Raw genomic sequence first — 25,514 nt, forward strand, 5'->3', positions numbered from 1 at the left:
GGCCAGGCGGGCCAGGCGGGCCAGAAGGTCGCGATGAGTCTCCGACGACGAAGGGCGGGCCCGTCCGGGCCCGCCCTTCGTCGTCTCGTCGTCGCTCGGCCGGTCTCCCGGTCAGCTCCTGGTGGCCAGGGCGCGCAGGCCGTCGACCGCGCGGGCCGGGTCTTCGGCGCCATAGACGGCGTTGCCCGCCACGAAGACGTCGGCGCCCGCCTCCGCGCAGCGCTCGATCGTCTCGTCGGAGACGCCGCCGTCCACCTGGAGCCACACCTGGCCGCCGTGCCGGTCGACGAGCTCGCGGGTCCTGCGGATCTTGGGCAGCACCATGTCGAGGAACCTCTGCCCGCCGAAACCGGGGTCGACGGTCATCAGCAGCAGCATGTCGAGCTCGCCGAGCAGGTCCTCGTACGGCTCGACGGGGGTGGCGGGGTTCAGTGCCAGGCCCGCGCGGGCGCCCGCCCGGCGGATCTGGCGCAGCGTGCGAACCGGCGCCTTGGCCGCCTCCACGTGGATGGTGACGCTCCCGGCCCCCGCCTCGGCGTACGAGGGGGCCCAGCGATCCGGGTCTTCGATCATGAGGTGGCAGTCGAGTGGCGTCGAGGTCGCCTTGAGCAGGGACTCGACGACCGGCAGCCCGAGGGTCAGGTTGGGCACGAAGTGGTTGTCCATGACGTCCACGTGCAGCCAGTCGGCGTTGGGCACCGCCGCGGCCGCCTCGGCGAGGCGGGCGAAGTCGGCGGACAGGATGCTGGGCGAGATCTGTACGGCCATGATTCGCCGATTCTAGCGGCGAGGGCCCGCCGCCCGTCCTTCCCGTGGGGCGGAGCCGGGCCGAGGCGCGAAGACCTCGCGGGCCGGGCGGCGCGGCGGGTGAGCGGCCACGTCCACCAATCCCTTATTTACTAAAAATCATTATAAACAAGACATTTTAATTATCGAATCCACGCGCGGCCGGAAATTCCACCGGACGCGATTTCACAATCTCCCGGCGAACCGCGAACCGCGAACCGCTGGGGTAATTTCCCTTCCGGATTATCCGAAAGTCATCGAAAGAGACGGGAGCGAGGTCCGGCGGCCTCCACCCCGTCCCGCCCACCGGAACCGGACGGCAATGCCCCCTCTCCGCCACCGCCACCGCCTGCGCTCGGCCCTCGCCCTCGCGGCCGTCGCCGTCGTCCTCCTCGCCGTGCCCGCCGGGGCTCCGGCGTCCCGGCCACGCACCGTCGAACCGTCACCGATCGCCGGAATCCGCGTTTCCGAAAAGGACAGGATCGTCAGCGCGAGGGTTTTCGGCACCGGCCGGATCCTGTGGAAAAGCGCCTGTGAAGACGAATCCCCGGACACGTTCGACGTGCTGGTGGAGAAGTTCGGGAAGTCCGTGAACGCGGGGGAGGACCGCTGGGAGGAAGAACCGAACACCGCCTCCACCGGCCGCCACCTCGTGATCGAGACCACGTCCGGGCCGGGCGACCCGCACCGCCCCGACGACCGGCGGCGCATCACCGTGATCGATGCCCTGACCGGCCTGCGAACCTGGAGCGTCCTCTCGGGCTACGCCGGGGACGGCCCGGCACGGCCGTTCTTCCACCTCGTGGGCGCGGCGGCGGGGAAGGTCCTCGTCGAGGTCCCCGCCCTCCGGACGATGCGCGCGCTGGACCCGCACGACGGGACGGTCGTGCGGGAGACGGCCCTGCCCGGCGACTGCGTGAGCGCCGCCCTGCCCAGGGCCGGCGAGAACGGCGTCGTCCGGTCGTACTCGCTCGCGGACGAGAGGCTGGCGGTCGCGCTGGGCCGGTGCGAGGACCGCCGTACCTCGCTCACCGGCCTCGACCCCGCCACCGAACGCGTCCGCTGGCGACACCGGCCCCCCGTCCGGCGACCCGGAACTGGTCCTGGACGAGGGCGTCTCCTTCGTGACGTTCCCCGGCGCGATCACGGTCGTGGACGGGAGCGGCCTGGTCCTCGCCGACGCCCTCGTCCACCACGCCCCCTCCCGGGTGGTCACCGACGAGGCGTTGATCCTCTCGGGCGACGGACAGGGCGATCTCGTGGGGGTCAGGTCGATCAGCCGGTCGTCGGGACGGGTCGGGTGTGGCGGAGCACGCCGGCTACTTCGACGCGGCCGAGGACGCGGTCATCCTCAGGGAGGGCCGCGTCATCGTCACGGTGGAGGCCTTCGGCGACCGTGCCCTGCTCCGGCACGCCGGGCGGATCGTGAGCGGGCGCCTGCGCGAGCCGGACCCGGCGGGGAAGGGGAATCCGTGACGACGCGGACGTCCTCCGGGCAACCGGCCGGAGACGAGCGACCGGCCGGGGACGCCGCCGAGGAGACCCCGCCGGCGAAGGCCGCCCGGCCGTTCAAGTGGCTCGGGCTCACCGTCGCCGGAGGACTCGCGACGATCATCGCGGGTGCCGTGGTGACCGGCTGGTCGTGGGCGCAGGACCAGTGGCGCGAGTTCCACCGGGAGCCTCGGATCAGCGCGATCGTCTACTCCCCGGAGAAGGAGGCGATATCGTTCGCCCTCCCCCCGCGCCGTCACCTCCGGCCCCGACCGCCGCCGCCTGCTCGCCGGACCGGCGCGGTGCTCCGGCACCGGGAGGGACTCGGCCTCGGCGACCCCTACACCGACCTGGGTGAGGGGTACGACTCCTACGAGCTGCGCACGTTCGGCACCGACGGCGCCCCACCGTCCGCCGTGCCCGGGCTGGGAAGGCCGGACGGGGAGATCCTCGACCCGTACTCTCCCAGTGGGCGGCGGCTGGCCGGGTGGTGCCCGGACCGTCCCCGGGAGCTCTGCGTGCACGACGCCGCCACCGGGGCCGCGCTCGTCCGGATCGAGACGAGCATGCGGTATCCGATCCGCTGGTACGACGAGGACCATCTGCTGGTGTGGCGCCGCCACGGCGAGGGCCACGCGGCGAGCGTGATGGATATCCACGGCCGGATCCTCACCGACCTGGCCCGGGGCGGCTCCGCCGGCAGGGACGGGATGAGGCTCTTCTACACGCCCCGGCCGCGCTGACGGTCCGGGGCCAACCGGGGTCATCCGGTCACCCGGGGTCATCCGGGGGAAGCGGGCGGAACGAGCGGCGGCTCGTCCCGTCCGCCGGTCTCTCCGGTCTCGCCGGGAGGCGGTGGAGCGTCGTCCGGCCTGTTCACCTCGGTCTTGAAGACGCGCAGGGAGCGGCCCACCGACCTGGCGGCGTCGGGCAGCCTCGCGGAACCGAACAGCAGGACGAACACCGCCACGATGATGAGCAGCTCGGGCAGTCCCAGGTCGGCCATGAGGCGACCTCCTTCCGGTGGTGCGTTCCCGCCCCGGGGGCCGGAGCCGGCCGGGACGGGGGTTCGGCGCGGTGCCGCCGCGGGCGGGCGGCACGGGGGCGCGGGTCAGATGTCGACCCGGACGCGGTACCTCTCCAGCCAGGCGTTGAACTGGAGAAGCCCCTCCAGCGACGCCCGGCTGCCCGGGGGGCCACCGGCCGCCTCGGGCCGGTCGATCACGGCCCGTACCTTGTCCGGATCGATCAGCGGGGCGGCGGCCAGGTTCCCGTCGCCGAGCAGCCGGGAGGCCTCCGCGCGGACGGCCTCCTCGTAGGAGGGGTCCTGCGTCGAGGGGTAGGGGCTCTTGCGGCGCCCGACGACCGAGGGCGGCAGGACGTCCGCGGCGGCGGCGCGCAGCAGGCTCTTCTCCTGCCCGTCGAAGGTCTTCATCGCCCAGGGGGCGTTGAAGACGTACTCCACCAGCCGGTGGTCGCAGAACGGCACCCGGACCTCCAGCCCGACGGCCATGCTCATGCGGTCCTTGCGGTCCAGCAGGATCTGCACGAACCGGGTGAGGTGCAGGTAGGAGATCTCCCGCATGCGCCGCTCCAGGCCATCCTCGCCCGGCAGCCGGGGCACCTCGTCGAGCGCCTGCCGGTAGCTGTCCGCGCGGTAGCCGGGAATGTCCAGCTTGTGGGTCAGGTCCTCGTCGAGGAGCGCCCCCACCCCGGCGAACCGCCCGAACCCGGGGGACACCAGCCACGGGAAGGTGCCCGCGGAGACCGCCTCGGGGTCGAAGAACCACCGGTAGCCGCCGAAGACCTCGTCGGCGGACTCGCCGGACAGCGCCACCGTGGAATGGCCCCGGATGGCGCGGAACAGCAGGTAGAGAGAGGTGTCCATGTCGCCGATGCCGATCGGCAGGTCACGTGCCCTCAGGACCGCGGCGCGCACCGCGGGGTCCATGAGATCGGAGGAGTCCAGGACGATGTCGGTGTGGTCGGCGCCGATGTGCCGCACGACGTCGTGCACGTACGGCGTGTCGGGAGTGTCGCGCATCTCGTCGGGCTTGAAGTTCTCGCTGTATCCGGTGAAGTCGACGGAGAACGACCGGACCTTCCCGGCGCCGTGTCCCTCCAGGCCGAGCGCGGCGAGCGCCGTGACGGTGCTGGAGTCGAGGCCGCCGGAGAGCAGGGTGCACAGCGGCACGTCGGAGATGAGCTGGCGGGTGACGATGTCGTCCAGCAGCTCGCGTACCGTCCCGACGGTGGTGGCGAGGTCGTCGGGGTGGTCGTGGGACTCCAGCCGCCAGTAGGGGCGGCGGCACAGGAAGTCGCGGGTCACCCGGACGGTGTGGCCGGGGCGGACCTCGTACATGCCCTGGTAGACGGCGCGTTCCGGGGTCTTGACGAAGGCGATCAGCTCGCGCAGGCCGTCCGCGTCGACCGTGGGCGTCCCGATGAGGGGGTTGGCCAGGATCGCCTTGGGCTCGGAGCCGAACAGCACGCCGCTCGGGAGCGGGTAGTAGTACAGCGGCTTGATGCCCATCCGGTCCCGGACGAGCAGCAGCTCCTCCTTGCGGGTGTCCCAGATCCCGAAGGCGAACATGCCGTTCAGCCGTTCGGCGAGGTCCTCGCCCCACTCGAGGTAGGCCCGCAGGAGGACCTCGGTGTCGCTCCGCGTCCGGAAGCGGTGGCCGTGGGCGGTCAGCTCCGCGCGTAACTCGACGTAGTTGTAGATCTCGCCGCTGTAGGTGAGGACGGCGAGCGGTTGCCCGTCCTCATCGGCGATCATCGGCTGGCGTCCGCCCTCGATGTCGATGATCGCCAGACGCCGGTGACCCATCGCCGCGTGCGGGGCGAGCCACAACCCCTCGTCGTCGGGTCCGCGGCAGGCCATGGTGTCGGTCATGGCCTGCGCGGCGGCCCCTGATTCCCGGAGATCGCGCTCGAAGTCCACCCATCCGCAGATTCCGCACATCCGGACACCCCCGCGTCCCGTTCGGAAGCAGTTATATCCAGTCGAACAGCGCAAAGTGCCCATATATGCCCAGGCAGAACGCCCTGAGCTGCGACGATGCTCCCGGCGCCCCCGGCGCCCCTCTCCGGGGAGCGGGGTCCGGGAGCCTGCACCCGCTCAGCGACGGCGCAACAGGGCCAGGAACATGGCGTCGGTGCCGTGCCGGTGCGGCCAGAACCGCGCGTACGGCCCCTCCCCCAGCCCCTCCACCTCGGGGAGGTGGTCACGGGCGTCCAGCGCCTCGACGTCGTCGCGGCGGCGCAGGACGTCGCCGACCACGGTGACGGTCTCGGCCAGGTGCGGCGAGCAGGTCACGTACGCGACGACGCCGCCGGGCCGGACCGCGTCGATCGCCGAGTCGAGCAGGGCGCGCTGGAGCCTGCCCAGCTCGGGGAGGCTTCGGGGATCGCGGCGCCAGCGGGCCTCGGGGCGGCGGCGCAGCGCGCCCAGGCCGGTGCAGGGGGCGTCGAGCATGACCCGGTCGAAGGCCCCGGGCCGCCAGGCGGGCGCGGTGCCGTCCGCGGTGATCACCGCGGCCTGCCGGGTCGTCTGCCACACCAGCCGCGCCCGGTGGTACTGCAGCTCGGCGGCGAGCAGCCGCGCCCCGCCGGGGAAGGCCACCGGCCCGGCGCCCGGCCCGGAACCCGCGACGGGGAGCACGCCGGAACCCGTGCCCGTGACCGAGGCCGTGTCCGCGACCGGGGCGGGCGCTGCGGCCGGCACGGGCACCCCGGCACCGGCGCCCAGGCCCGCCTCGTCGCCGCGGGTCGCGATGGCGTCGAGCAGGCCCGCCTTGCCGCCGGGACCCGCGCACAGGTCGAGCCAGCGGGAGTCGGATCCCTCCACCGGGACCCGCGTCAGGGCGAGCGCGACGAGCTGGCTGGCCTCGTCCTGGACGGCCGCGCGCGACTCGGCCACGGCGAGGACCGTACCGGGGTCGCCCTCGGGCAGGTAGGCCGCGTACGGGGAGTATCTGGCGGGTTCGGCGCCCGCGTCGAGGAGCTCCTTCACCGACGAGCGGCCGGGACGGGCGACCAGGGTCACCTTGGGACGCTCGTTGTCGGCCGCGAGCAGGGCGGCCGTCTCGTCGAAGTCGCCGCCCACCGCGTCGCGCAGGGCGTTGACGATCCATCTCGGGTGGCTGTACGCCACCGCCAGGTGCCCCACCGGGTCGTCGGCCGGGTCGGGCGCCACGATCGGGATCCACTGCTCCAGGGAACGGGTGGAGACCTTGCGCAGCACGGCGTTGGCGTACTTCGAGGCGCCGATGCCCACCCGCAGCCGCACCAGGTCGACCGTGGTGCCGACGGCGGCGTGCGGGGGGACCCGCGTCTTGAGCAGCTGGTGCACGCCCAGGCGGACGGCGTCGAGCAGCGGCGGGTCGACGTCCTCCGGCGCCCGGTCGCTGCAGGCCGCGATGATCTCGTCGTAGGTGCCGAGGCCGCGCAGGGTGCCGTAGGCCAGCTCGGTGGCCAGGCCCGCGTCGCGCCCGGAGAGGCGGCGATCGCGCAGCAGCGCGGGCATCAGCAGGTTGGCGTAGGCGTCCCGCTCGTCGACGGCGCGCATCAGGTCGTACGCGGCGTTGCGCGCCTCGTCGCGGACCGGCTTGGGCGGGCGCCCGCCTCTGCCGCCGCCCCTGCCCCCGGCGCCGCGTGAGCGGCCCGCCGGGCCGTGATCCCCGCCGCGCGGGACGTTACGGCCGTTACCACTGCTCATGATCTTCAGGCCAGCCGATCCTCGTCGGTGGGCCGCACGCCGCGGGCCCACTCCCCCGCGCCCATCAGGCGCTTGCCCTGCGGCTGCACCTCGCCCAGCTCGACCGGGTAGGTGGCGGTGCCCACCAGGACGGAGTTCTTGGACGCCGCGATCTGGCCGGGGGCCAGGCCGGAGGCGTCGGGAACCGGTCGCACCGGACCGATCTTGACGCGCTGGCCGCGGAACTCGGTCCACGCCCCCGGAGCGGGGGTGCAGGCGCGGACCAGGCGGTCGACCCGCATGGCGGGCGCGGCCCAGTCGACCCTGGCGTCGTCGACGCCGATCTTGGGGGCGAGGCTCACCCCCTCCGCGGGCTGCGGCACGGCCTCCAGCTTGCCGTCCTCGATCCCGTCGAGGGTGGCGGCCAGCAGCCCGGCGCCTGACTCGGCGAGCCGGGCGAGCAGCCCGCCGCTGGTGTCGGCGGGGCGGATCTCCTCGGTGACCACACCGTAGACCGGGCCCGCGTCCAGCTCCTTGACGATCTGGAAGGTGGCCGCGCCGGTGATCGCGTCACCGTGGAGCACGGCGTGCTGCACCGGTGCCGCGCCGCGCCAGGCCGGCAGCAGCGAGAAGTGGAGGTTGACCCAGCCGTACCGGGGGATGTCCAGGGCTGCCTGCGGCAGGAGCGCGCCGTAGGCGACCACCGGGCAGCAGTCGGGGCCGAGCTCCCTGAGCCGGTCGAGGAACTCCGGGTCACCCGCCTTGGGCGGCCTGAGCACCTCGATGCCCGCCTCCTCGGCGAGCTCGGCGACGGGGCTCGGATGGACCTTGCGGCCCCGGCCCGACTGGGCGTCCGGGCGCGTGACGACGGCGACGACGTCGTGGCGAGGCGAGTCGATCAGGGCCCGCAGCGAGGGCAGGGCGGTGTCCGGGGTTCCGGCGAAGACCAGGCGCAAGGTTCCTACAGAGCCTTCCCTTGGGTGGGGTGCGGGGAGATCTTGAACGCGGGGGCCGACCCCCCGTTCCAGTCGGCCTCGCGGATCGCCTTCATGGCGAGTTTGCGCTGCTTGAGGTCCAGCCGGTCGATGAACAGCACGCCGTCCAGGTGATCGGTCTCGTGCTGGAAGCAGCGGGCCATCAGGTCGGTGCCCTCGATGGTCACCGGCTCGCCGTGCATGGTGAAACCGGTCGCCACGGCCCGGATCGACCTGGGCGTGGGAAAGGACAGGCCGGGGAACGACAGGCAGCCCTCCTCGCCCTCCTCGTCCTTGTCGTCCGACAGGTCGAGGTCGGGATTGATCAGGTGCCCGAGCTGGTCGTCCACGTAGTAGGTGAAGACCCGCAGCCCGACTCCGATCTGCGGCGCCGCCAGACCGGCTCCCGGCGCGTCCATCATCGTGTCGGTGAGGTCTTTGACGAGCTTGCGCAGCTCCTTGTCGAAGTCCTTGACCGGCTCGGCCGCGGTGCGCAGTACCGGGTCGCCGAAAAGGCGGATCGGCTGAATGGCCAACAGGGATCTCCTCACGCTTCAGGGGATTGCCCCAGTCTAAGGGCGGCGGCCGCCTCCCCCGGGCCTTCACCCGGACCGGGCGCGGGCTCTCTCCAGAATCGGCCCCGAGCCTTCACCCGGAGCGGGCACGGGCCTTCACCTGGACCGGCCCCGGATCTCCTCCCGGAGCGGGCACGGGACCGGCCCGGCGGGCCGCCGCCGGGAGCGGGAGGAGACCCGGTCAGGTCAGCGGGAGCGGGCCTTCATGGCGGCCTTGCGTGCGGACTTGGCCACCGCCGCGTCGCCGTGGCGGGAACCCAGCAAATCCAGGACGGCGAAGGTGTCGGGGTGGTCCACCATGGCCATCTCCTCGATCACGCGGACGAGGTCCTCGCCGGGTTCGAGAGCGTCGAACTCGCAGATCGCCTCGGAGGCGTCGCCGCGCTCCAGGAGCGAGGCGAGCGAGTCGACCGCCAGCCAGGTGTTGTCGGCGGGCGTGAGGGCGGGCGCGGGCAGGTCCCGGATGTGCAGCCAGGAGGCGGCGTAGCGCCACATGGCGGGCTCGGAGAGCGCCTCCCTGAGCGGGGCCTCGGCCTCGGGGCCGAGCTCCTCCAGGATCGTGCCCGCGGCGCCGCGGCGGCCGGCCGTGCCCGAGGCGGCGACCTTGACCAGCTCGCGGGCGGCGGCCTCGGGATGGCGGGACTCCAGCCACACGGTGACGGCACTGGGCGCGGCGGAGCCCTTCATGATCGCCTCGACCAGCTCGGCCGCGCCGAGGTCGGTGAAGACGGCGACCTCGGCGCCCGTCGGCGCGTCGTGGCCCTCGCGCATCAGGTCCTGGCGGACGGCCCACATGCCGAGCGGGGTCAGCCGGGGCCGGCCCTCCTCCGAGGTCTCGACCAGCCCGCAGTAGCCCAGGAGCGACAGGGCCGACTCCAGCTGGGCCGGGAGCGCGCGGGCCAGCACCCGCATCTCCGCCTGGCGGGCCCCGCAGGCCACCTGGTGCGACTGCAGGATGCCCTTGACCAGGGTCGCGGTGGACAGACCCTCGCGCACGGCGTACAGCGTGGCGAGCATCTCGGCCAGGTGGTCGTCGATCACCGGGGACCCGGTGAGGTCGTCGTCGGCGCGGTCGAGGACGTCCATGACCACTCCGTCCCAGAACCCCAGCAGCGCCCGGGGCGGCAGGTCGGGAGAGAGCACGAGCGGGCCGGGCGTCACCCGGCCCCGGGAGATGCGGAGCATGCCGGTGTTGACGGCGACCACCCAGAGCAGGTGCAGCCGGGCGGGGCCGGGCAGGCCGAGCTCGGCGCACGGCGCGAACGGGTCGGGCAGCAGGCCCTCGGGGGTCACCTGGCGGGTGCCGGTCCAGGCGGCCAGGCGCCGGGCGTCGATCACCAGCGGCACGTGCGGCACCAGCGCGGCCAGCTCCGTGTCGGCGGCGAGGTCGACGGGGGGGAAGCTCAGCGCGTCGCCGCGCGGGGGGCACTCGCGGCCCGTGGCGGTGACGGACTCCTCCAGAACGGCCGCCCGCAGCTCGCGGGGTGCCGTTCCCAGCTCGTCGACCAGCCTGCGCAGTTCGCCGATGTCGAAGACGTTCCCACTGTTCCCGCTCTTTGCCACCCGTGAAACTTACTGCACTCGCGCCTCACGCATACACGGCTCAGCCGATGGCGCGGGAACGCGCCTTGAAAGCCGCCTTGCGGGCCGCCTTGGCCGCTCCGTGATCTCTCAGAGAGCGTCCGAGCAGCTCAAGGACGTCGACGACCTCGGGATGGTCGACCCGCCACATCTCCTCGATCACGTGTGACGGGGGGCCGGAGGCTGACATGTTCTCGGCGAACGTCTCCGGATCCTCCTCGGCGGCGGGCATGGCCAGGGCGAGCATGTCCACGCTCATCCAGAGCACCTCCTCCTGGGTGAGGGCGGGGGCCGCCAGGCCTCGCGTGCTCAGCCAGTGGATGGCGTGCGGGCGCAGCTCCGGCTCCTCCAGGAAGGCGCGCACCGCCTCCTCGGCGTCGGGGCCGAGGCGGTCGACGATCGTCACCGCGACGCCCCTGGCGACCGAGGGCGCGCCGGAGACGGAGCCGAGCAGCTCGGTGACCGCCTGCGCCGGGGTCCTGTTCTCCAGCCAGCCCCCGATGTCGGCCTCGGCCATCTCGGCGGGCATGCCGGAGAGCAGCCCCTCGATGAGCTCGGGCGCGTCGGCGGTGGTCAGGTCGGGCGCCTCGGGCGCCTCGATGCCCAGGTCGGTGTAGAGCTCGTGCAGTCCCCACAGGGCCAGCGGGGTGAGCTCGAGCAGCTCCTCGCCCGGCTCGGCCATCCCGCAGTAGGCGAGCCGCCTGACGGCCTCGGGGATGTCGATCTCGCCTCCCTCGACCAGGCCGATCTCCTCCATGTACTCCTTGACGAGGGGGATCGGCACGGGGGCCTGGAGGCGGTAGAGCATGTCGCACAGGCCGTAGAGCTCCTCGTCGAGGGAGACGTCGCCCGTCACGGCGCCGCCGGTCTCCTTCTCGACGACGAACTCGACCGTCGCGGCCCAGATGTCGAGCGGGTCGAAGTCCTCGCCGTCGAAGATGGCGGTGCCCTCGACCGTGACCAGGCCGGTGTGCACCGCGAGCTCCCACAGCAGGCCGGGGTCGGTCACCGAGAGCTGGGCGGTCGCCTCGGCGGCGTCGCGGACCCTGAGCCGGCCCTTGACGGTCGGGGTGCGGCCCCCGGCGAGCATCCACTGGACCAGCCTGCGCGCGTCGGTGATCAGCGGCACCCGCAGGGCGCTCCGGGCGAGCACCTCGCGGGGGGCCAGGCGCACGGCGGGGAGGGGCGAGCAGCCGGGGCAGTCGCAGTGCTCGACGGCGGGCTCCTCCTGCACCGCGGAGACGGAGAGGATCGCGCTTCCGGCGTCCTGCTCCAGCGAGTCGGCGCCCATCGCGCTGAAGAGGCTCTTGGCCATGCCGAACCGGGAGGTGTCGGCGAGGGCGATGGGCATCTCGGGTTCGATCCGGTCGAGGACGCTCCTCATCCGGACCGCCATCTTGCCGCCGATCTCCTCGGTGGCGAGCAGGAAGTCGACCAGGGTACGGGCGGCGGCGACGGTCTCCGGCGCGCTCTCCGGGGGGGCGATGACCTTGCGCGGATAGATGTTGAGCAGCAGCTCCTCGAAGGCGACAGGGGTGAAGTCACCCAGCTCGTTCACGTCCAGATAGTCACTCGCGTAGTCGCAGAGCAGCCGTACCTCGTCCACGTCAACGTCAAGGCCGTGCGCACGCCCCCACGCGCGCAGGTCGTCTACGGCCCGATTCACCCATTCGATCGACACAGGGGAAAATTAACGGCTTACTGCCAGCACCGCGAATCGGGGAAACTACTCAAATCACATCTAGAGGGTCAATGCATACCTTGACCACCTCCGGAGCCTTGCGCGCGGAGCGTACTCCGGCGGCCCCTTTCAGCGCCGCGGCCAGTGCCGATCCGGAGCCCCGCGCGATCCGCACCATGGCGCGTTCCCGCACTTGATCCCCCTTGGGAGCGGCCACCGGGACGGGACCGAGCACCTGTGCCTCCGGTGGCAGGGTCATCTCGCCGAGCATTTCCCTGACCGCGGCCGGGGATCCGGTGAGCGTCGCCATTTTCACCGCCGGGGGGAAACCGAGTTCTGTCCTGTCAGCTAGTTCCCTCTCGGCATGGGTGACCGGATCCCAGCGCAGCAGAGCCTGTACGGCGGCGAGCGAGGAGTCGGCCAGCACGACCAGCTCGGCCGAGGGCCGCAGCAGGGCCGCCGCGTTCATCCACCGGCGCAGCGTCTCCTCGGCGGCGCGCAGGTCGGGCCTGCCGAGCAGTGCCCAGCCGTCCAGCAGCACCGCCGCCGCGTACCCTCCCTCGGGCACCGGCTCGGCCCCCGGGGTGGCCACCACCAGGGCACGGCCCGCGCCGACCGTGGCGAGCACCCCGTCCCTGCCCGACGTCCTGACCGGCACCGAGGGGAAGGCCCGCCCCAGCTCCTCGGCGGTGCGCCGGGCGCCGACCACCTGGGCCCGCACCCGGGCACCGCCACAGGACGGGCAGCGCCACTCGCCGGCGATCCGGCCGCACCAGCGGCAGTACGGGGCCACGTGGCCGGCGCGCAGCGCGAACGGGCCGCCGCAGTGCCCGCAGCGGGCGGGGGCCCGGCAGCTCTGGCAGGCCAGCGCGGGCAGGTAGCCCCGCCGGGGGACCTGCACCAGCACGGGACCGCTCTCCAGCCCGCCGCGCAGGGTCCGCCAGGCGAGGCTGGGCAGCCGGGCGGCCCTGGCGGCCTCGTCCCTGGCCAGCTCCGCGTCCTCCCCCGCCGGGCGGACCCTCGGCGCCCTGGTCCTGACCGTCCCGCGGGCCGCGACGATGGGCCCGGCCCAGCCCGCCGCGATGAGCTGGGTGGCCTCCGCCGTACGGGCGTACCCCCCGATGAGCAGGCCCGCCCGCGCCCGGTGGGCGCGCAGGGCGAGGACCTCCCTGGCGTGGGGGTAGGGGGCGAGCCGCTCGGAGTGCAGGTCGTCGCCGTCGTCCCAGATGATCGCGAGCCCGAGGTCCCTGACCGGGGCGAACGCCGCGCCCCTGGTCCCGGCCGCGACCCGCACCTGCCCCCTGGCCACCCGCAGCCACCGCCGGTAGCGCTCGGCGGGCCCGAGGTCGGCCGTGAGCGCCACGTGTGCGCCGGGCTCCAGGACGTCCCTCAGGGCCGCGTCGAGCAGGGCCACGTCCTTGCCGTCGGGAAGCACCACGAGGGCGCCCCTGCCCCCGCGCAGCGTCTCCCGTACGGCGACGGCGACCGCCTCCGGCCACCCCGGCCCGCCCTCGCCGGTTCCCGGCAGGGCGGTCCACACCGCGCGGGGGGAACCTCCCTTCGCCAGGGCGGCCAGGAAAGTCTCCCCTTCCGGATAGTCCGCCCACGGTCCCGGTCCCGCCCCCACCGGCTGTGCCGGGTCCGTGGGGACCGGGGCGGGGGCCTCCGCCTCGACCCTGGCGTGGCGGGGCGGGACGGCCAGGCGCAGGACGTCGGCCATGGTCCCGGCGTAGTGGTCTGCCACGGCGCGGGCCAGCGCGACGATCTCCGGGGTGAGCACGGGCTCGGCGGAGACGACCCTCTCCAGGCGGGTCAGCCTGCCCTCGTGCTCGGTGCTCTCCGCCCGTTCCAGCAGGAAGCCGTCGACGAGCTTGCCCGCGAACCGGACGCGGACCCTGACCCCCGGCACGGCGGTGGCGTCCAGGGGCGCGGGGACGAGATAGTCGAACAACCGGTCGAGGTGCGGCAGCGGCGTGTCGACGACGACCCGGGCGACCGGAAGCTCGGCGGCCGGCTCCGGCACCCCCCTGACCGGCTCGGCCACCCCGGCCGTCCTGGCCGTCCCGGCGGCCCTGACGACTCTGGAGGTCCTGCCGGACCTGACGGCGCCGCCCCGCGCCCTCGCCGGACCGCCGAGCGCGGACCGCTCACGGACGGCGTCGAGCGGCAGCAGGGCGTCGTCGTCCGGCGAGGGGCTGGCGTGGGTCACCCACCTGTCCTACCAGACCCGGGCACCCGCCCAGACGACGGCGGGCGAGGTGGCCGGCTCCCGGGCCGGGAAGACGGGGGGCGGCTCCGGCGGGATCGCCGCCGCAGCCGGTCTGACGGATCAGGTGGAGCTCGAGAACGCGTTCGCGGCACGCTCGGCGGCGCCCGGCGACGACGGGATCGCCGCCGGGAGGCGGTCGGACGGATCAGATGGAGCGGCGATGGGTCCAGCGGCCGCCGAGCAGGGTGCCGAGGATCGGCATGCGGCGCAGGCCGTCCCCGTCCAGCGCGGCCGGGTCGTACTCGGTGATCACCAGGTCGGCGGGGTCGCCGGGACGCACCCCGGCGCGTCCCCTGGCCGCCGCCGCGAGCGCCGCCGGCAGCGGGATCGCCTGCTCCGGATGCCACGGCGGCCGCTCGTCGTCGGTCCTGGCCACCGCCGAGGCGATCCCGTCCCACGGGTCGAGCGGCGCCACCGGGGCGTCGGAGCCCAGCTCGATGGCGGCTCCGGCCGCCAGCAGGTCGGCGTAGGCGAAGGCCCTGCCGGTCCGCCCGGACCAGTGCAGGTCGGCCACGTCGCGGTCGTCGGGCGCGTGGGCGGGTTGCACGCCCGCGACGAGGCCGGGCCTGGCGAACCTCCCGAAGTCCTCCGGACGGACCAGCTGCGCGTGCTCGATCCTCCCCGGGCAACCGGTCCGCTCGAAGGCGTCCAGCGCGATGTTCACCGCCAGGTCGCCGATCGCGTGCACCGCCGGGTCGATCCCGTGTCCCGCGGCCAGGGCCATGACGCCGTACAGCTCCTCGGGCGCCGTCTCCAGCAGCCCGCGCGCGTCGCCGCCGGGGTACGGGTCCTCGCAGTAGGCGGTCCTGGTGTTCAGCGACCCGTCCACGAACGTCTTGACCGGCCCGACCTCCAGCAGGCCCCCCGAACCGGCGACGGGCTCGCCGGTGCGCAGCCCGCGGCCGATCGCCTCCTCCAGCCGGTTCACCGGGATCGAGCAGCCGACCCGGACGTCGATCCGCTCCGACCGGACCCGCCGGCTCCAGTCGGTGACGTTGTCGGCGAACTCGAAGTCCAGCACGCCGACGACGCCCCTGGCCGCGGCGGCGGTGGTGGCCTCGGCCACCCAGCGGTCCAGCTCCTCCCGGGGCGGCGGGGGCATCTCCGCCATCGCGTCGTAGCAGTCGCGCTCGCGCAGCACCCCCGTCGGGTGCCCTCCCCTGCCGATCGCCGCCAGCGCGGCCGGGCTGAACCAGGCGGTGTGCAGATCATTGCTGACCAGGACGATCGGCCGGCCGGGCGCCGCCGCCTGGAGCAGCGACTTGTGCGGCGTGTCCGGCCACAGGGCGTCGCGGAAGCCGTAGCCGACCGTGAACCCGGAGGCGCCGGGCGCGCCGGAGCGGGGCACGACGAGGTCGACCGCCTCCCGCGCCGACCGCGCCGAGGTCAGGTCGATCCTGCGCCGGGCCTGCGCCCACTGCGCGGAGTGCACGTGCGCGTCCCACAGGCCCGGCAGGAGGGTGGCGCCCCCGGTGTCGACCGACTCGTCACAGGAAGGCGGCTCCGCGGCCACCTCCGCGACCCGGCCTCCGGCGATCAGGACGTGGCGGAGCGGGCCGCCGGGACCCAGCCGCGCGTTGCGCAGCAGCAGGCGAGGAGACGGTGAGGACATGAACAGAGATTAGGCGCACAGCCGACGCGCGCTCTCCCGGGTACCGGATTCTTCCCGGCCGTCGTTCTTTCTCGCGTCGTCGAGCGTGGCGCCCGTCGCTCGTGCGAAAGACCAGAACCGGCGGTCCACGCTCCCGGGCGCTCGAAGTCCTATCAGGCTGCGATCCGGGTGCTTAAGGTAAACGTGGATCGCCTTCGGCAGGAGACTTTCGATATGGGGCCGACACCGCCCGCGTCATCGGAAAACGGGTCATCTTCGGATGAATACTCGGGAATTAACCCGGAGTTGATGGAGCGATTCATCGCGGCATTGGAGCAGGCGCGGAAAGTGGTGGGCGAGGAGCTCTCGGCAGTCCTCCGGTTGCTTTCCTCCGTGGACGTCGACCGGTCCGCGGCCCTGCTGATCCGCGAGATCGAAGGCTGGCTGGACCAGGAGATCCCGCGCCTGCGCAGGCGCAACCAGCTGATCCAGGAGCCCGACCTCCTGGAGGAGTGGGCCGCGGGCCTGGCAGGGCTCGGTCCGCTGGGACTCACGCCGGGGCCCGGAGGCGGAGAACTCACGGCCTTCGACGAGAAAGCCCTCACGACGCGTACTCTCGCCACCGACGAGGGCGAGAGGCTCGCGGAGACCCTCACCGCTCGGGGACACCCGACTCCCCTCTCCTCGGAAAACGTCCACGACGGTATCTTCGACCGGCTCGCCGAAAGGCGGAAGGACGCCGACTTCACCGCGGGATTCTTCGCCGTTCTCGGCCCGAAGGGCGCGGCGTCCGCGCTTCGGAAGCTGAATCACCACCACGGAGAATCCGCTCGAAAACACTGGAAGACCATGGGGGAGGCTCTCGCCACGGCGGTGACCCGGCGGCCGAAAACGCTCGGCCCGGCCTGGGAACCGGAAAACCTCGGGAAGACACAGGGGGCCGATCTGGGCCTGCTGCTCGGCCACGGCAGGTTCCCTTCCGAGTGGTTCACCGAGGTGGTACGTCCCCGCGTCCAGAAAGCCGCCGAGGGCAGGGTTCCGGCACGCTGGACCGCCGATCTGAGCCACTTCCTGTCCGCTCTGGCCAACAATCCGGAAACGGCCAGGGCACTGTTCAACGACCTGTCTCCCGGAGATCTCAGGGACCTGTTCTCCGGACTCAACGAGCAGGTGTCGCTCTATCCCAACGAGCATGACGTGATCGCCTTCGACCTGGAGAAGGAGTTCGGCCGGATGCTCGCCGCCGGATCCGGTGTCTTCGAGAAGCGCTCCCCCGGCCCCGAGGCGGTGCGATTCGCCTTCGACACCATGACGACCATGGGCGACCTCCGGACCGGAGCGGACTTCCGCAATCCGGAGGGGCAGCCGATGGAGGTGGCGAAGGGCGCGAGAATCTTCATGTCGATGCTCGCGGGCGCCTACGCCGCCGAGATCATCGAGGGCGCCGACGCCGGTGACGCCAACCGGACGCAGGACAGCGCGTTCGAGAAAACCGCCACGCTCACCGCCGGTCTGCATCCGAAATTCCGTCTCAGTCCCGGCGACACCTACCGTTTCATCAAGACCTTCGCCGACTCGGCGGAGCGGATGAAGCCGTTCGACGCGGGAATGGGCAGGTTCTCCAGGCACCTTATGGACGAGGCGGGCGCCAAGGACCGCGGGACGGGCATCAAGCACCTCGGAAGAACCTTCGCGAGCCTGGGCTACGTCTCCGGCATGCAGTTCGCCGCGGCGAACGAGGTCCAGGGGAAAATGGATGAGTACGACCAGGAGGTGAGGGATCGACTCTTCCTCCTCATGGGATTGGGAGTCGACCTCGTGGGATTCGGCGTCTCGCAGTGGGCCGCCGCGACGCTGGACGCCTCGGGCGCGAGCATGGCGTTCGACCCGGCCGGCGAGCTGATCTGGTTGCTGATCGGCAAGTCCGCGAGCGAGACCGTCGACTCGTACAAGGACCTCGACAAGACCCGTCTGGACACCCTCAAGGAGGGTAATCGCCTGGCCACCCTTGGACGCGAATACTGGATCTTTCACGAGTTGAAGCGCTACGGGTTCTCCTATCCGGTACCTCCCAACGATCCGGCCTTCAACCGGCCTCCCATCACCGGAAAGGACGGCAACCTGCTCCCCTTCGACAAACTGGCCAAGGACCCGAAGGCATTGAAGAACCTCGCCGACTGGATGATTCGCAACGGCTCGGGCAGCGGAGACGACAGCACCGTCGGAGAGGCGGCCACCCGGCTCAACAACGCTTTCGGCGGAGCCAAGGACAACACGCAAACAAACCCAAGCCCTTTGGGGTAGTTCACAAAGCGACCTTAAGGCATTGAGTCTCACCGGAGAGCTCGAAGTGCTTTTTACGCGAAGAATCAACCGTGATTTTGACACGCGATTCACCCTTGACGGACTCATTGCTCGGCGTTTTCCAGTCGACAGAAACAACCTTGTATCCGCGCTTCCCCAGGCCGCCGGTCAGCATGTTGAAGATGATGACCGGTTCGTCGACGCTGGAAGCGTCCACTCCGGCAACCCCATACGTTCGTTTTGCCTTCCCCTCTCCGCAGGGGATGTCCTTGCCACCCTCGTCCGTCACCGTGACATCTTTTGCGTGGGTCGACTTCACCAACCAGTCGATGTCAGCCTTCAACGTCGCTTCGGCCTGAGCCGCCGTCGGCCCCGGAGGCTCAGAAGAGCACGCTCCCAACGCCAATATCCCCAAGGCGACGATCACAGCCGACCCGACAGGGGCGGAAGCAAGGCGCACCATAGAGCTCTCCGTTCACGTCGGCCAACATCCCCAGACCCAATGATGTCTGATAACCAAGCGATTTCCAGGAAGAGTGCCTGAACACGTCAGACCACGACGGACAGCGAGCGCAACCGTTCATCCAGGTCCCGGACGTGCTTGTTGCCCTCCCAAGGCTGAAGCTCGACGCGCGTTCGCCGTACGGAGTGAACGAGTCTGGCAGAGCTGTGTCGCGCGGTGATTTGGGCGGCCTCACCGATCATGGCGACGGCCGCCGGGATTTCTCGCTTTTGAATCAGTGCGGTCGCGTATTCGAGAGTCAGGATGCCCCGCTCGCGATTCCAGCCGGATCGATTCGAGCCGGACCCCATCTCTGCCATGATCGGATCCGCCGCGCTGATCGCTCGATCGGGCTGTTTGAGACCGACCAGGCAGAAGACGGCATGGCGTGCGACACGATCCTGGTTACACCAGAAGAGATGCCGAAGATCACTGGCCTCCCGATTCCTTCCCGCCAGTGAGATGGCACGGTCGAGCACGCGGAGACCTTCATCGTCGGACCTCGTCCTCGAGAGCACACGGGCGACAATGAGAAAGGTCGCCGCTTGCTGCAGACGGTTACCACTGCTCTTGGCCCAGCCGTCAGCCGCGAAGACATGGTCCATGGCGACCGTGGGCTTTCCCCGGTGAAGTGCCATATCAGCCAGCAACCCGTGCATATGAGCTAGGAAGGCGGGCGCATTCAGCTCGTGCGCCGCAGCCAGTCCCTCCTCGTACCGACAGGCGGCCGCGGCATAATCCAGCAGATCAAAATAGCACCAGCCCGTCATGTGGCTCAGGCTCCAGTGGACGCGAAGCAGGCGCTCGCGCAGGGCCGGGGTGAGGGAGCCCCGCTTGAGGAGGTCGTCGACCATGGCGCGCTTGGCCTCGGCGACCGGCAGGACTCGCCGGGGGCCCGATGATTCGTCCATGGTCCACAGGCGGGCGGTGAGCCGTTCCAGCACGTCGATGGTGGCCGCGTCGATCGGGCCCTGGTGCCGGGCGGCCGCTGCCAGGCGCTCCCGCTCCGGCGGGGTGAGGTGGCGCAGCAGGCCCAGGGCCGGTGTCCCGCCCAGGAGCAGGGCCAGTTCGAAGAGCAGCTCGCGGCGTTTCACGTCGGCCTCCTCTGCGCCGACCGCGCGCAGCAGGTCGGCACAGCGGGCGGGCGCGGGCACGGGAACGAGTGGGGGAAGTGCCTTCGTTCCCTTGGTGCCCGGGACGGCCGGTGCGGACACCTGGCGAGGGTGGTTCGCGTCGAGGTGACGATGGTCGGCCTGGTCGAGCAGGTCCCGGTCGTGTACGCCGTAGGAGGCGTACACCTCGTCGGTGAGCAGACGCCGCGCCGTGGTCTGGTAGACGCGGGCCAAGATGGCGACGGCCCCTGCGCCGGGACGTCGCCCGGCCTGCGGCCACGCCTCGTAGTCGTAGAAGCGCGGGACACGCAGGGTGGCGGTGCCCGCCGGGTCGAGGTCGTTGTAGGCGGCCACCACGTCACCCGCCGTGCGCCCGTGGGCGTAGCGGTACAGGCGCAGCGGGCTGACCGCGTGGTCGAGGGCGAACACGCCGGCGATCTGGTCGAACGTGAGGGAACAGGCTCGCAGAGCCTCGCTGCGCCGCCTGCATCCCAGCAGGATCCGATATCCCTCTCCGGGCACCCTCGCTCCCCTCCTCGAACACACACGGATCGTATTGCTCCGGTGACGGAGAATGACAGTCCGGTGGAAAAGTGGAGATCTTCGACCGTCGGAACAGATGTTCGCGCAGGTCAGGGGTGGTGGGAGTGGGGTAATTCCTCGCCGACGACCCGGGGGTTCACTGCTCCCCGAGGGCCGGGTCACCGTTCTCCTGACGATTTCCGCCGACCAGGAGAGACAACATGACCGCTACCCACGACGGCGTGGCCCCGGAGTTGATCGAGGCGATGGTCCGGCTCCGCCCCGGCGGCATGACCTGGCGGCGGACCTTCCCCGGCCGCCCCTCCCAGGTTCCCGAGGCTCGACGCTTCGTCCGGTTCCTCCTGGTCGACTCCCCCCTCGGCCAGGACGCGGAGCAGGTCGTCGCCGAACTCGCCGCCAACGCGGTCCGCCACACCGCCAGCGGACGGCCGTACGGCACGTTCGTCGTCGAGGTCGTCCGCAGGCCGGAGGCCACCCGCGTGACGGTCCACGACTCCGGCCAGGGGCCCGTACCCGCTCTCCCCCGCCCGGCCCTCCTCGGCGAGAGCGGCCGGGGCCTCCTTCTTGTCACCGCCCTGGCTTCCCAGGTCGGCTGCCAGGGCACCCGAACCCACGGCCACGCCGTCTGGGCCCAGTTCACCGGCGAGAGGCCCTCATCCTCGCAATCGTGATGGAAACCCGGCATCCCGCGGGACGGGACCGGGAACGCGTACGGCCCCCGCGAAGGAGATCACGGGGGCCGTACGGGAAAGGCGGTGCGGGTCAGAGACCGGCGGCGCTGCGCAGGGCGTCGGCGCGGTCGGTGGACTCCCAGGAGAAGCCCTCGCGGCCGAAGTGGCCGTACGCGGAGGTGCCCGAGTAGATCGGGCGGAGCAGGTCGAGGTCGCGGATGATCGCGGCCGGGCGCAGGTCGAAGACCTCCAGCACGGCCTGCTGGATCTTCTCGACGTCGGTCTTCTCGGTGCCGAAGGTCTCGACGAACACGCCGACCGGGTGGGCCTTGCCGATGGCGTAGGCGACCTGGACCTCGGCGCGGTCGGCCAGACCGGCGGCCACGATGTTCTTGGCGACCCAGCGCATGGCGTAGGCGGCCGAGCGGTCGACCTTGGACGGGTCCTTGCCGGAGAAGGCGCCGCCACCGTGGCGGGACATGCCGCCGTAGGTGTCAACGATGATCTTGCGACCGGTCAGGCCGGCGTCGCCCATGGGGCCGCCGATCTCGAAGCGGCCGGTCGGGTTGACCAGGAGGCGGTAGCCCTCGGTGGCGATCTCCAGGCCGGCCAGGACCGGGTCGACCACGTGCTCCTTGATGTCGGGAGCGAGCATCTCCTTGAGGTCGATCTCGGCCGCGTGCTGGGTGGAGACCACCACGGTGTCGAGCCGGACGGGCCTGTCGCCGTCGTACTCGACGGTGACCTGGGTCTTGCCGTCGGGACGCAGGTAGGGCACCGTGCCGTCCTTGCGGACCTGCGACAGGCGCTCGGCGAGGCGGTGCGCCAGCTGGATCGGCAGCGGCATCAGCTCGGGGGTCTCGCGGCAGGCGTAGCCGAACATCAGGCCCTGGTCGCCGGCGCCCTGGCGGTCGAGCTCGTCGCCGGCCTCGCCCTCGCGGTTCTCGTAGGCGTCGTCGACACCCTGGGCGATGTCGGGCGACTGCGCCCCGATGGACACCGACACGCCACAGGAGGCGCCGTCGAAGCCCTTGTGCGAGGCGTCGTAACCGATCTCGAGGATCTTCTCGCGGATGAGACCGGGAATGTCGACGTAGGTCTCCGTCGTCACCTCTCCGGCGACGTGGACCTGACCGGTGGTGATCAGCGTCTCGACCGCGACACGGCTCTTGGGGTCACCCTTGAGCATGGCGTCGAGAATCGCGTCACTGATCTGGTCGGCGATCTTGTCCGGGTGGCCCTCTGTGACCGACTCGGAGGTGAAAAGGCGACGGGACAAGTCAGTGGCTCCTCATGCAGCGGCTGCTGGCGTCTGGGGGCTCTGGCGTCGGCGGACACCAGTAGCGCTCCGGCGAATTCTAGCCCCACCTGATGTGAGGCCGCGAAATCGTCTCAGATCATGTCACCCTAAAATCTTGGATCGCGTACCGGAAAGAGCGCCGGCTGACCGGAATCCACGTCGGAACCGCGTGCGTCCGCGATGCGGGGAGGGCTCGATCACCCCACCGACAGAAACCCGAAAAACGGCATTTAGCTCACAAATCGGGCAGAGGATCGGGGGGCAGCGTCTCGGGGGCGAAGACCTCGGCGTCGGCGGCGGCGACCACCGCGGCGTACTCCTCGTCGATCTCGAACACCATGCCGCCGAGCTCGATGGCCGCGCCCGCGGAGAACTCCAGCGGGCCGAGCCGGGTGCGCCGGGAGTGGGTGGCGTACACCGAGGTCGGCGCGTCGCGGTCGAAGAACTTGGTGGACATCACGCAGATGGTGCGGTCGGTGACCACGATGAGGAAGGTCGCCATGACCGGGGTGCCCACCGACAGCGCGGGCAGGACGTAGTGGATCTCCTCCCCCGGAGGGAGCAGGGCCCGGCATCGAGCCCTGACGGCGGCGGCGACCGGCATGATCGAAACCCCTCCCAGCCGCGACAACGCAGGTCATCTCGGAGGCAGTATCCGCCGGGAGGTGGCCGACGGCAAGTGGTCGGATCCACCGGGAGACGAGCTCCGGCAAACGGCCGGGATCCGCCGGGAGGCGGTCTACCGCGAGTGGTCAGGCCAGGCGCGCGGCGACGAGGTCCCAGACCGTGTCGGCGAGGGCCTCCTTGGGACCGCGGGGGATCTCGACCTGCTCCCCGCCGGCGACCAGGACCACGGCCGCGTTGTCGGGCGTGCCGAAGGCGAGGCCGTCGCCGACCTGGTTGACGACGAGCAGATCACAGCCCTTGCGGGCGAGCTTGGCCCGCCCGTTGGCGAGCACGTCGTCGGTCTCGGCCGCGAATCCCGCGATCACCCGCGGGTACGGCTTGAGCCCCTCGCGGCGCCGCTCACCCAGCTCAGCCAAGATGTCAGGATTTTTCACAAGATGGATGGCGTCAGGCTCGTCGGCGGTCTTCTTGATCTTCGATCCGCTCCGCGCCGCGGGCCGGAAGTCGGCGACGGCGGCGGCCATGACCACGGCGTCGGCGCCCTCCACCGCGTCGAGCACGGCGGCGCGCAGCTCCAGGGCCGACTCGACCCGGACGACCCGGGCGCCCGCCGGATCGGGCAGGCCGACGTTGGCGGCCACCAGGGTGACCTCGGCTCCGCGGGCGACGGCCGTGCGGGCCAGCGCGTAGCCCTGCAGGCCCGAGGAGCGGTTGCCGATGAAGCGGACCGGGTCGATGGCCTCGCGGGTGCCCCCGGCGGAGATCACCAGGCGGCGCCCCGCCAGGTCGGCGGAGCGTCCGGCGAGAACCGCGCGGCAGACCTCGAAGATCTCCTTCGGGTCCGGCAGCCGGCCGGGGCCGGTGTCGGCGCCGGTCAGGCGGCCCACGGCGGGGTCGACGACGATCGAGCCGCGCTCGCGGAGCGTGGCCACGTTGGCGCGGGTCGCGGGGTGCTCCCACATCTCGGTGTGCATCGCCGGGGCGAACACCACCGGGCAGCGCGCGGTGAGCAGGGTGTTGGTCAGCAGGTCGCCCGCCAGCCCGTGGGCGGCCTTGGCGAGCACGTCGGCGGTGGCCGGCGCGACGACCACCAGGTCGGCGCCCTGCCCGATGCGGACGTGCGGCACCTCGTGCACGGACTCCCAGACGTCGGTCGTGACCGGGTTGCCCGACAGCGCGGCCCAGGTCGGCTCACCGACGAAGCGGAGCGCCTCCCTGGTCGGGACCACGCGCACGTCGTGACCCGACTCGGTGAACAGGCGCAGCAGCTCGCACGCCTTGTAGGCGGCGATGCCCGCGCTCACACCGAGGACGACCCTGGGTCTGCCGGGAGACCCGGCTTCTTCTGGGGTCCGCACGAGGTGGTTCAGCCCTCGATCGGCTCGGAGGTCAGCAGGCCCTCGCTGACCTCGCGCAGCGCGATGGACAGCGGCTTCTCCTGCGCGTGGGTCTCGACGAGCGGGCCGACGTACTCGAGCAGGCCCTCGCCGAGCTGGGAGTAGTAGGCGTTGATCTGACGCGCCCGCTTGGAGCCGAAGATCACGAGACTGTACTTGCTGTCGACGATGTCGAGCAGGGCGTCGATCGACGGGTTGGTGATGCCTTCGGAGTAGGCGGCGCTGGTTGCCACGTGTGATTTCCCCTAGCTAGGTGAACGTCCGAGGCGCGAATCCTCGGGAGCATCAGCCAATAAGGCTATCAGCCGATGGCATACGCCCTGGACGGACGTGTTGACGAGTGTCAGGTCGAACTCCTGCTCGGCCGCCATCTCGATCCGGCCGGCCGCCAGGCGGCGGGCGATGACGTCCTCGGGCTCGGTGCCCCGGCCGCGCAGCCGCTTCTCCAGCTCTCCCCAGGTCGGGGGGGCCAGGAAGACCAGCAGTGCCTCGGGCATGGTCGCGCGGACCTGCCTGGCGCCCTGAAGGTCGATCTCCAGCAGCGTGGGCACCCCGGCGTCGAGCTTCTCGAGCACGGGGCCGCGCGGGGTTCCGTACCGGTTGCCGGCGAACTCGGCCCATTCCAGCAGCTCGCCCGAGGCGGCGAGGCGGTCGAACTCCTCGTCGTCGGCGAAGAAGTACTCGACGCCGTGGGTCTCCCCCGGACGGGGCTTCCTGGTGGTCACCGAGACCGACAGCCACACCTCGGGGTGTGCCCGCCGAAGCTCGGCGACGACCGTGGACTTGCCGACGCCCGACGGCCCGGACAGGACCGTCAGGCGCTTACCGGCCGAGAGGCCGGGGAAGGCTGGCGCCCCCTCCGGACCTCCGGCTGGGGATGTGAAGCGACCGGCCCCGCCCTCGGCGGTTGCCTCCGGAGTCCGACTCTCGTCGGACCACGACGTTCCGGTCACTCCAAACCCCCCGTGATGCCGTCCCCCATGTGGGGCGAGCGTGGTCGTATGAACCGAGACTAGCTCTCGGCCCCGCCGAACTCACGCTCGAGCGAAGCTCGCTGGTTCGTACCCAGGCCCCGCACGCGGCGGGACTCTGCGATTCCAAGCCGCTCCATGAGCTGCTTGGCGCGGACCTTGCCCACGCCGGGAAGCGACTCGAGAAGGGCCGAAACCTTCATCTTGCCGATGACGTCGTCGGCCTGCCCGTCTTTGAGCACCTCAGCCAGAGAGACCGCACCGTGCTTCAGGCGGTTCTTCACCTCGGCACGCTCTCGGCGGGCCTTGGCAGCCTTCTCTAGGGCTGCGGCGCGCTGCTCAGGGGTAAGGGGAGGAAGAGCCACGCCGGGTCACCTCGAATTTCCTGTCGATGTACTCGGACGGGAAGGGAAACTAGCTGGTCATGGCGCTTCAAGCAA

23 protein-coding genes are annotated in these 25,514 nt (G+C 71.6%); 4 read left to right on the forward strand and 19 right to left on the reverse strand.

Translation table 11 applies throughout. The annotated features are described in order from the left end of the window. Nucleotides 1–111: 111 nt before the first annotated feature. Nucleotides 112–768: a ribulose-phosphate 3-epimerase gene (gene rpe / locus ACVCAG_RS02435; RefSeq protein WP_440081942.1), complete on the reverse strand. Its 657-nt coding sequence runs from the start codon at nt 766–768 to the stop codon at nt 112–114. Between the two features lie 780 nt (nt 769–1,548). Then, nucleotides 1,549–1,818: a hypothetical protein gene (locus tag ACVCAG_RS02440; RefSeq protein ID WP_440081941.1), complete on the reverse strand. Its 270-nt coding sequence runs from the start codon at nt 1,816–1,818 to the stop codon at nt 1,549–1,551. A 270-nt stretch (nt 1,819–2,088) separates the two neighbouring features. Between ACVCAG_RS02440 and ACVCAG_RS02445 the strand changes: the two genes are divergently transcribed. Continuing rightward, on the forward strand, nt 2,089–2,262 hold the full coding sequence (locus ACVCAG_RS02445; protein WP_440081940.1) for a hypothetical protein: 174 nt from the start codon (nt 2,089–2,091) through the stop codon (nt 2,260–2,262). Continuing rightward, complete coding sequence (locus tag ACVCAG_RS02450; protein WP_440081939.1) at nt 2,259–3,020, forward strand: hypothetical protein; 762 nt, start codon at nt 2,259–2,261, stop codon at nt 3,018–3,020. Before ACVCAG_RS02445 ends, ACVCAG_RS02450 begins: the two co-directional genes overlap by 4 nt. A 38-nt stretch (nt 3,021–3,058) precedes the next feature. Here the strand turns inward: ACVCAG_RS02450 and ACVCAG_RS02455 are convergent, their stop codons facing one another. The 9 genes from ACVCAG_RS02455 to ACVCAG_RS02495 form a co-directional block, all read right to left on the reverse strand. Continuing rightward, nucleotides 3,059–3,283 carry a twin-arginine translocase TatA/TatE family subunit gene (locus ACVCAG_RS02455; protein ID WP_440097800.1) on the reverse strand — a complete coding sequence of 75 codons (225 nt, stop codon included), beginning with the start codon at nt 3,281–3,283 and terminating at the stop codon, nt 3,059–3,061. A 105-nt stretch (nt 3,284–3,388) separates the two neighbouring features. Further along, nucleotides 3,389–5,242, reverse strand: coding sequence for an asparagine synthase (glutamine-hydrolyzing) (gene asnB / locus ACVCAG_RS02460; RefSeq protein ID WP_447189404.1), 1,854 nt, complete (start codon nt 5,240–5,242; stop codon nt 3,389–3,391). A 156-nt stretch (nt 5,243–5,398) separates the two neighbouring features. Continuing rightward, nucleotides 5,399–6,997: an RsmB/NOP family class I SAM-dependent RNA methyltransferase gene (locus ACVCAG_RS02465; RefSeq protein WP_447189405.1), complete on the reverse strand. Its 1,599-nt coding sequence runs from the start codon at nt 6,995–6,997 to the stop codon at nt 5,399–5,401. 5 nt (nt 6,998–7,002) lie between these two features. Further along, entirely contained in the window at nt 7,003–7,932 is a 930-nt protein-coding gene (gene fmt / locus ACVCAG_RS02470) for a methionyl-tRNA formyltransferase (protein ID WP_440081935.1), read from the reverse strand. Between the two features lie 5 nt (nt 7,933–7,937). After that, complete coding sequence (gene def / locus ACVCAG_RS02475) at nt 7,938–8,486, reverse strand: peptide deformylase (protein WP_440081934.1); 549 nt, start codon at nt 8,484–8,486, stop codon at nt 7,938–7,940. Nucleotides 8,487–8,711: 225 nt separating this feature from the next. After that, complete coding sequence (locus tag ACVCAG_RS02480; protein ID WP_440081933.1) at nt 8,712–10,088, reverse strand: hypothetical protein; 1,377 nt, start codon at nt 10,086–10,088, stop codon at nt 8,712–8,714. A gap of 40 nt (nt 10,089–10,128) precedes the next feature. After that, nucleotides 10,129–11,772 carry a hypothetical protein gene (locus ACVCAG_RS02485; RefSeq protein WP_440081932.1) on the reverse strand — a complete coding sequence of 548 codons (1,644 nt, stop codon included), beginning with the start codon at nt 11,770–11,772 and terminating at the stop codon, nt 10,129–10,131. Nucleotides 11,773–11,836: 64 nt separating this feature from the next. Beyond that, entirely contained in the window at nt 11,837–13,996 is a 2,160-nt protein-coding gene (locus ACVCAG_RS02490; protein ID WP_447189406.1) for a primosomal protein N', read from the reverse strand. Nucleotides 13,997–14,201: 205 nt separating this feature from the next. Then, nucleotides 14,202–15,668, reverse strand: a complete 1,467-nt coding sequence (locus ACVCAG_RS02495) for an amidohydrolase (RefSeq protein WP_447189407.1) — start codon at nt 15,666–15,668, stop codon at nt 14,202–14,204. 183 nt (nt 15,669–15,851) lie between these two features. Here ACVCAG_RS02495 and ACVCAG_RS02500 point away from each other — a divergent pair, with 183 nt between their 5' ends. After that, nucleotides 15,852–17,951 carry a hypothetical protein gene (locus ACVCAG_RS02500; RefSeq protein WP_447189408.1) on the forward strand — a complete coding sequence of 700 codons (2,100 nt, stop codon included), beginning with the start codon at nt 15,852–15,854 and terminating at the stop codon, nt 17,949–17,951. A gap of 1 nt (nt 17,952) precedes the next feature. Here the strand turns inward: ACVCAG_RS02500 and ACVCAG_RS02505 are convergent, their stop codons facing one another. Both ACVCAG_RS02505 and ACVCAG_RS02510 read right to left on the reverse strand, forming a co-directional pair. After that, nucleotides 17,953–18,414, reverse strand: coding sequence for a hypothetical protein (locus ACVCAG_RS02505; RefSeq protein ID WP_440081928.1), 462 nt, complete (start codon nt 18,412–18,414; stop codon nt 17,953–17,955). 86 nt (nt 18,415–18,500) lie between these two features. Continuing rightward, nucleotides 18,501–20,087, reverse strand: a complete 1,587-nt coding sequence (locus ACVCAG_RS02510; protein ID WP_440081927.1) for a hypothetical protein — start codon at nt 20,085–20,087, stop codon at nt 18,501–18,503. Nucleotides 20,088–20,308: 221 nt separating this feature from the next. Here ACVCAG_RS02510 and ACVCAG_RS02515 point away from each other — a divergent pair, with 221 nt between their 5' ends. Then, nucleotides 20,309–20,779 (forward strand): ATP-binding protein, encoded by a 471-nt coding sequence (locus ACVCAG_RS02515; RefSeq protein ID WP_440081926.1) that lies wholly within the window; start codon nt 20,309–20,311, stop codon nt 20,777–20,779. Between the two features lie 91 nt (nt 20,780–20,870). On the opposite strand, the gene metK is transcribed toward ACVCAG_RS02515, so the two are convergent. The 6 genes from metK to mihF all read right to left on the reverse strand — a co-directional run bounded on the left by metK (nt 20,871) and on the right by mihF (nt 25,439). Further along, a complete protein-coding gene (metK, locus tag ACVCAG_RS02520; protein WP_440065146.1) occupies nt 20,871–22,058 on the reverse strand; it encodes a methionine adenosyltransferase in 1,188 nt (395 codons plus the stop codon). A gap of 256 nt (nt 22,059–22,314) precedes the next feature. Beyond that, nucleotides 22,315–22,683: a hypothetical protein gene (locus ACVCAG_RS02525; RefSeq protein ID WP_350974026.1), complete on the reverse strand. Its 369-nt coding sequence runs from the start codon at nt 22,681–22,683 to the stop codon at nt 22,315–22,317. A gap of 148 nt (nt 22,684–22,831) precedes the next feature. After that, complete coding sequence (gene coaBC / locus ACVCAG_RS02530; RefSeq protein WP_440065149.1) at nt 22,832–24,064, reverse strand: bifunctional phosphopantothenoylcysteine decarboxylase/phosphopantothenate--cysteine ligase CoaBC; 1,233 nt, start codon at nt 24,062–24,064, stop codon at nt 22,832–22,834. A gap of 8 nt (nt 24,065–24,072) precedes the next feature. Then, on the reverse strand, nt 24,073–24,336 hold the full coding sequence (rpoZ, locus tag ACVCAG_RS02535; RefSeq protein ID WP_030909981.1) for a DNA-directed RNA polymerase subunit omega: 264 nt from the start codon (nt 24,334–24,336) through the stop codon (nt 24,073–24,075). A gap of 12 nt (nt 24,337–24,348) precedes the next feature. Then, entirely contained in the window at nt 24,349–24,921 is a 573-nt protein-coding gene (gene gmk, locus ACVCAG_RS02540) for a guanylate kinase (protein ID WP_440065464.1), read from the reverse strand. 194 nt (nt 24,922–25,115) lie between these two features. After that, on the reverse strand, nt 25,116–25,439 hold the full coding sequence (gene mihF / locus ACVCAG_RS02545; protein ID WP_030909986.1) for an integration host factor, actinobacterial type: 324 nt from the start codon (nt 25,437–25,439) through the stop codon (nt 25,116–25,118). Nucleotides 25,440–25,514 lie beyond the last annotated feature (75 nt).

It is taken from the genome of Streptosporangium sp. G12 (assembly GCF_052983175.1).

Coding starts and splice junctions, on each gene's coding strand:
- rpe (WP_440081942.1), bottom strand. CDS start 768: ATGGCCGTACAGATCTCGCCCAGCATCCTGTCCGCCGACTTCGCCCGC.
- ACVCAG_RS02515 (WP_440081926.1), top strand. CDS start 20,309: ATGACCGCTACCCACGACGGCGTGGCCCCGGAGTTGATCGAGGCGATG.
- ACVCAG_RS02495 (WP_447189407.1), bottom strand. CDS start 15,668: ATGTCCTCACCGTCTCCTCGCCTGCTGCTGCGCAACGCGCGGCTGGGT.
- ACVCAG_RS02505 (WP_440081928.1), bottom strand. CDS start 18,414: ATGGTGCGCCTTGCTTCCGCCCCTGTCGGGTCGGCTGTGATCGTCGCC.
- ACVCAG_RS02455 (WP_440097800.1), bottom strand. CDS start 3,283: ATGGCCGACCTGGGACTGCCCGAGCTGCTCATCATCGTGGCGGTGTTC.
- asnB (WP_447189404.1), bottom strand. CDS start 5,242: ATGTGCGGAATCTGCGGATGGGTGGACTTCGAGCGCGATCTCCGGGAA.
- ACVCAG_RS02465 (WP_447189405.1), bottom strand. CDS start 6,997: ATGAGCAGTGGTAACGGCCGTAACGTCCCGCGCGGCGGGGATCACGGC.
- ACVCAG_RS02525 (WP_350974026.1), bottom strand. CDS start 22,683: ATGCCGGTCGCCGCCGCCGTCAGGGCTCGATGCCGGGCCCTGCTCCCT.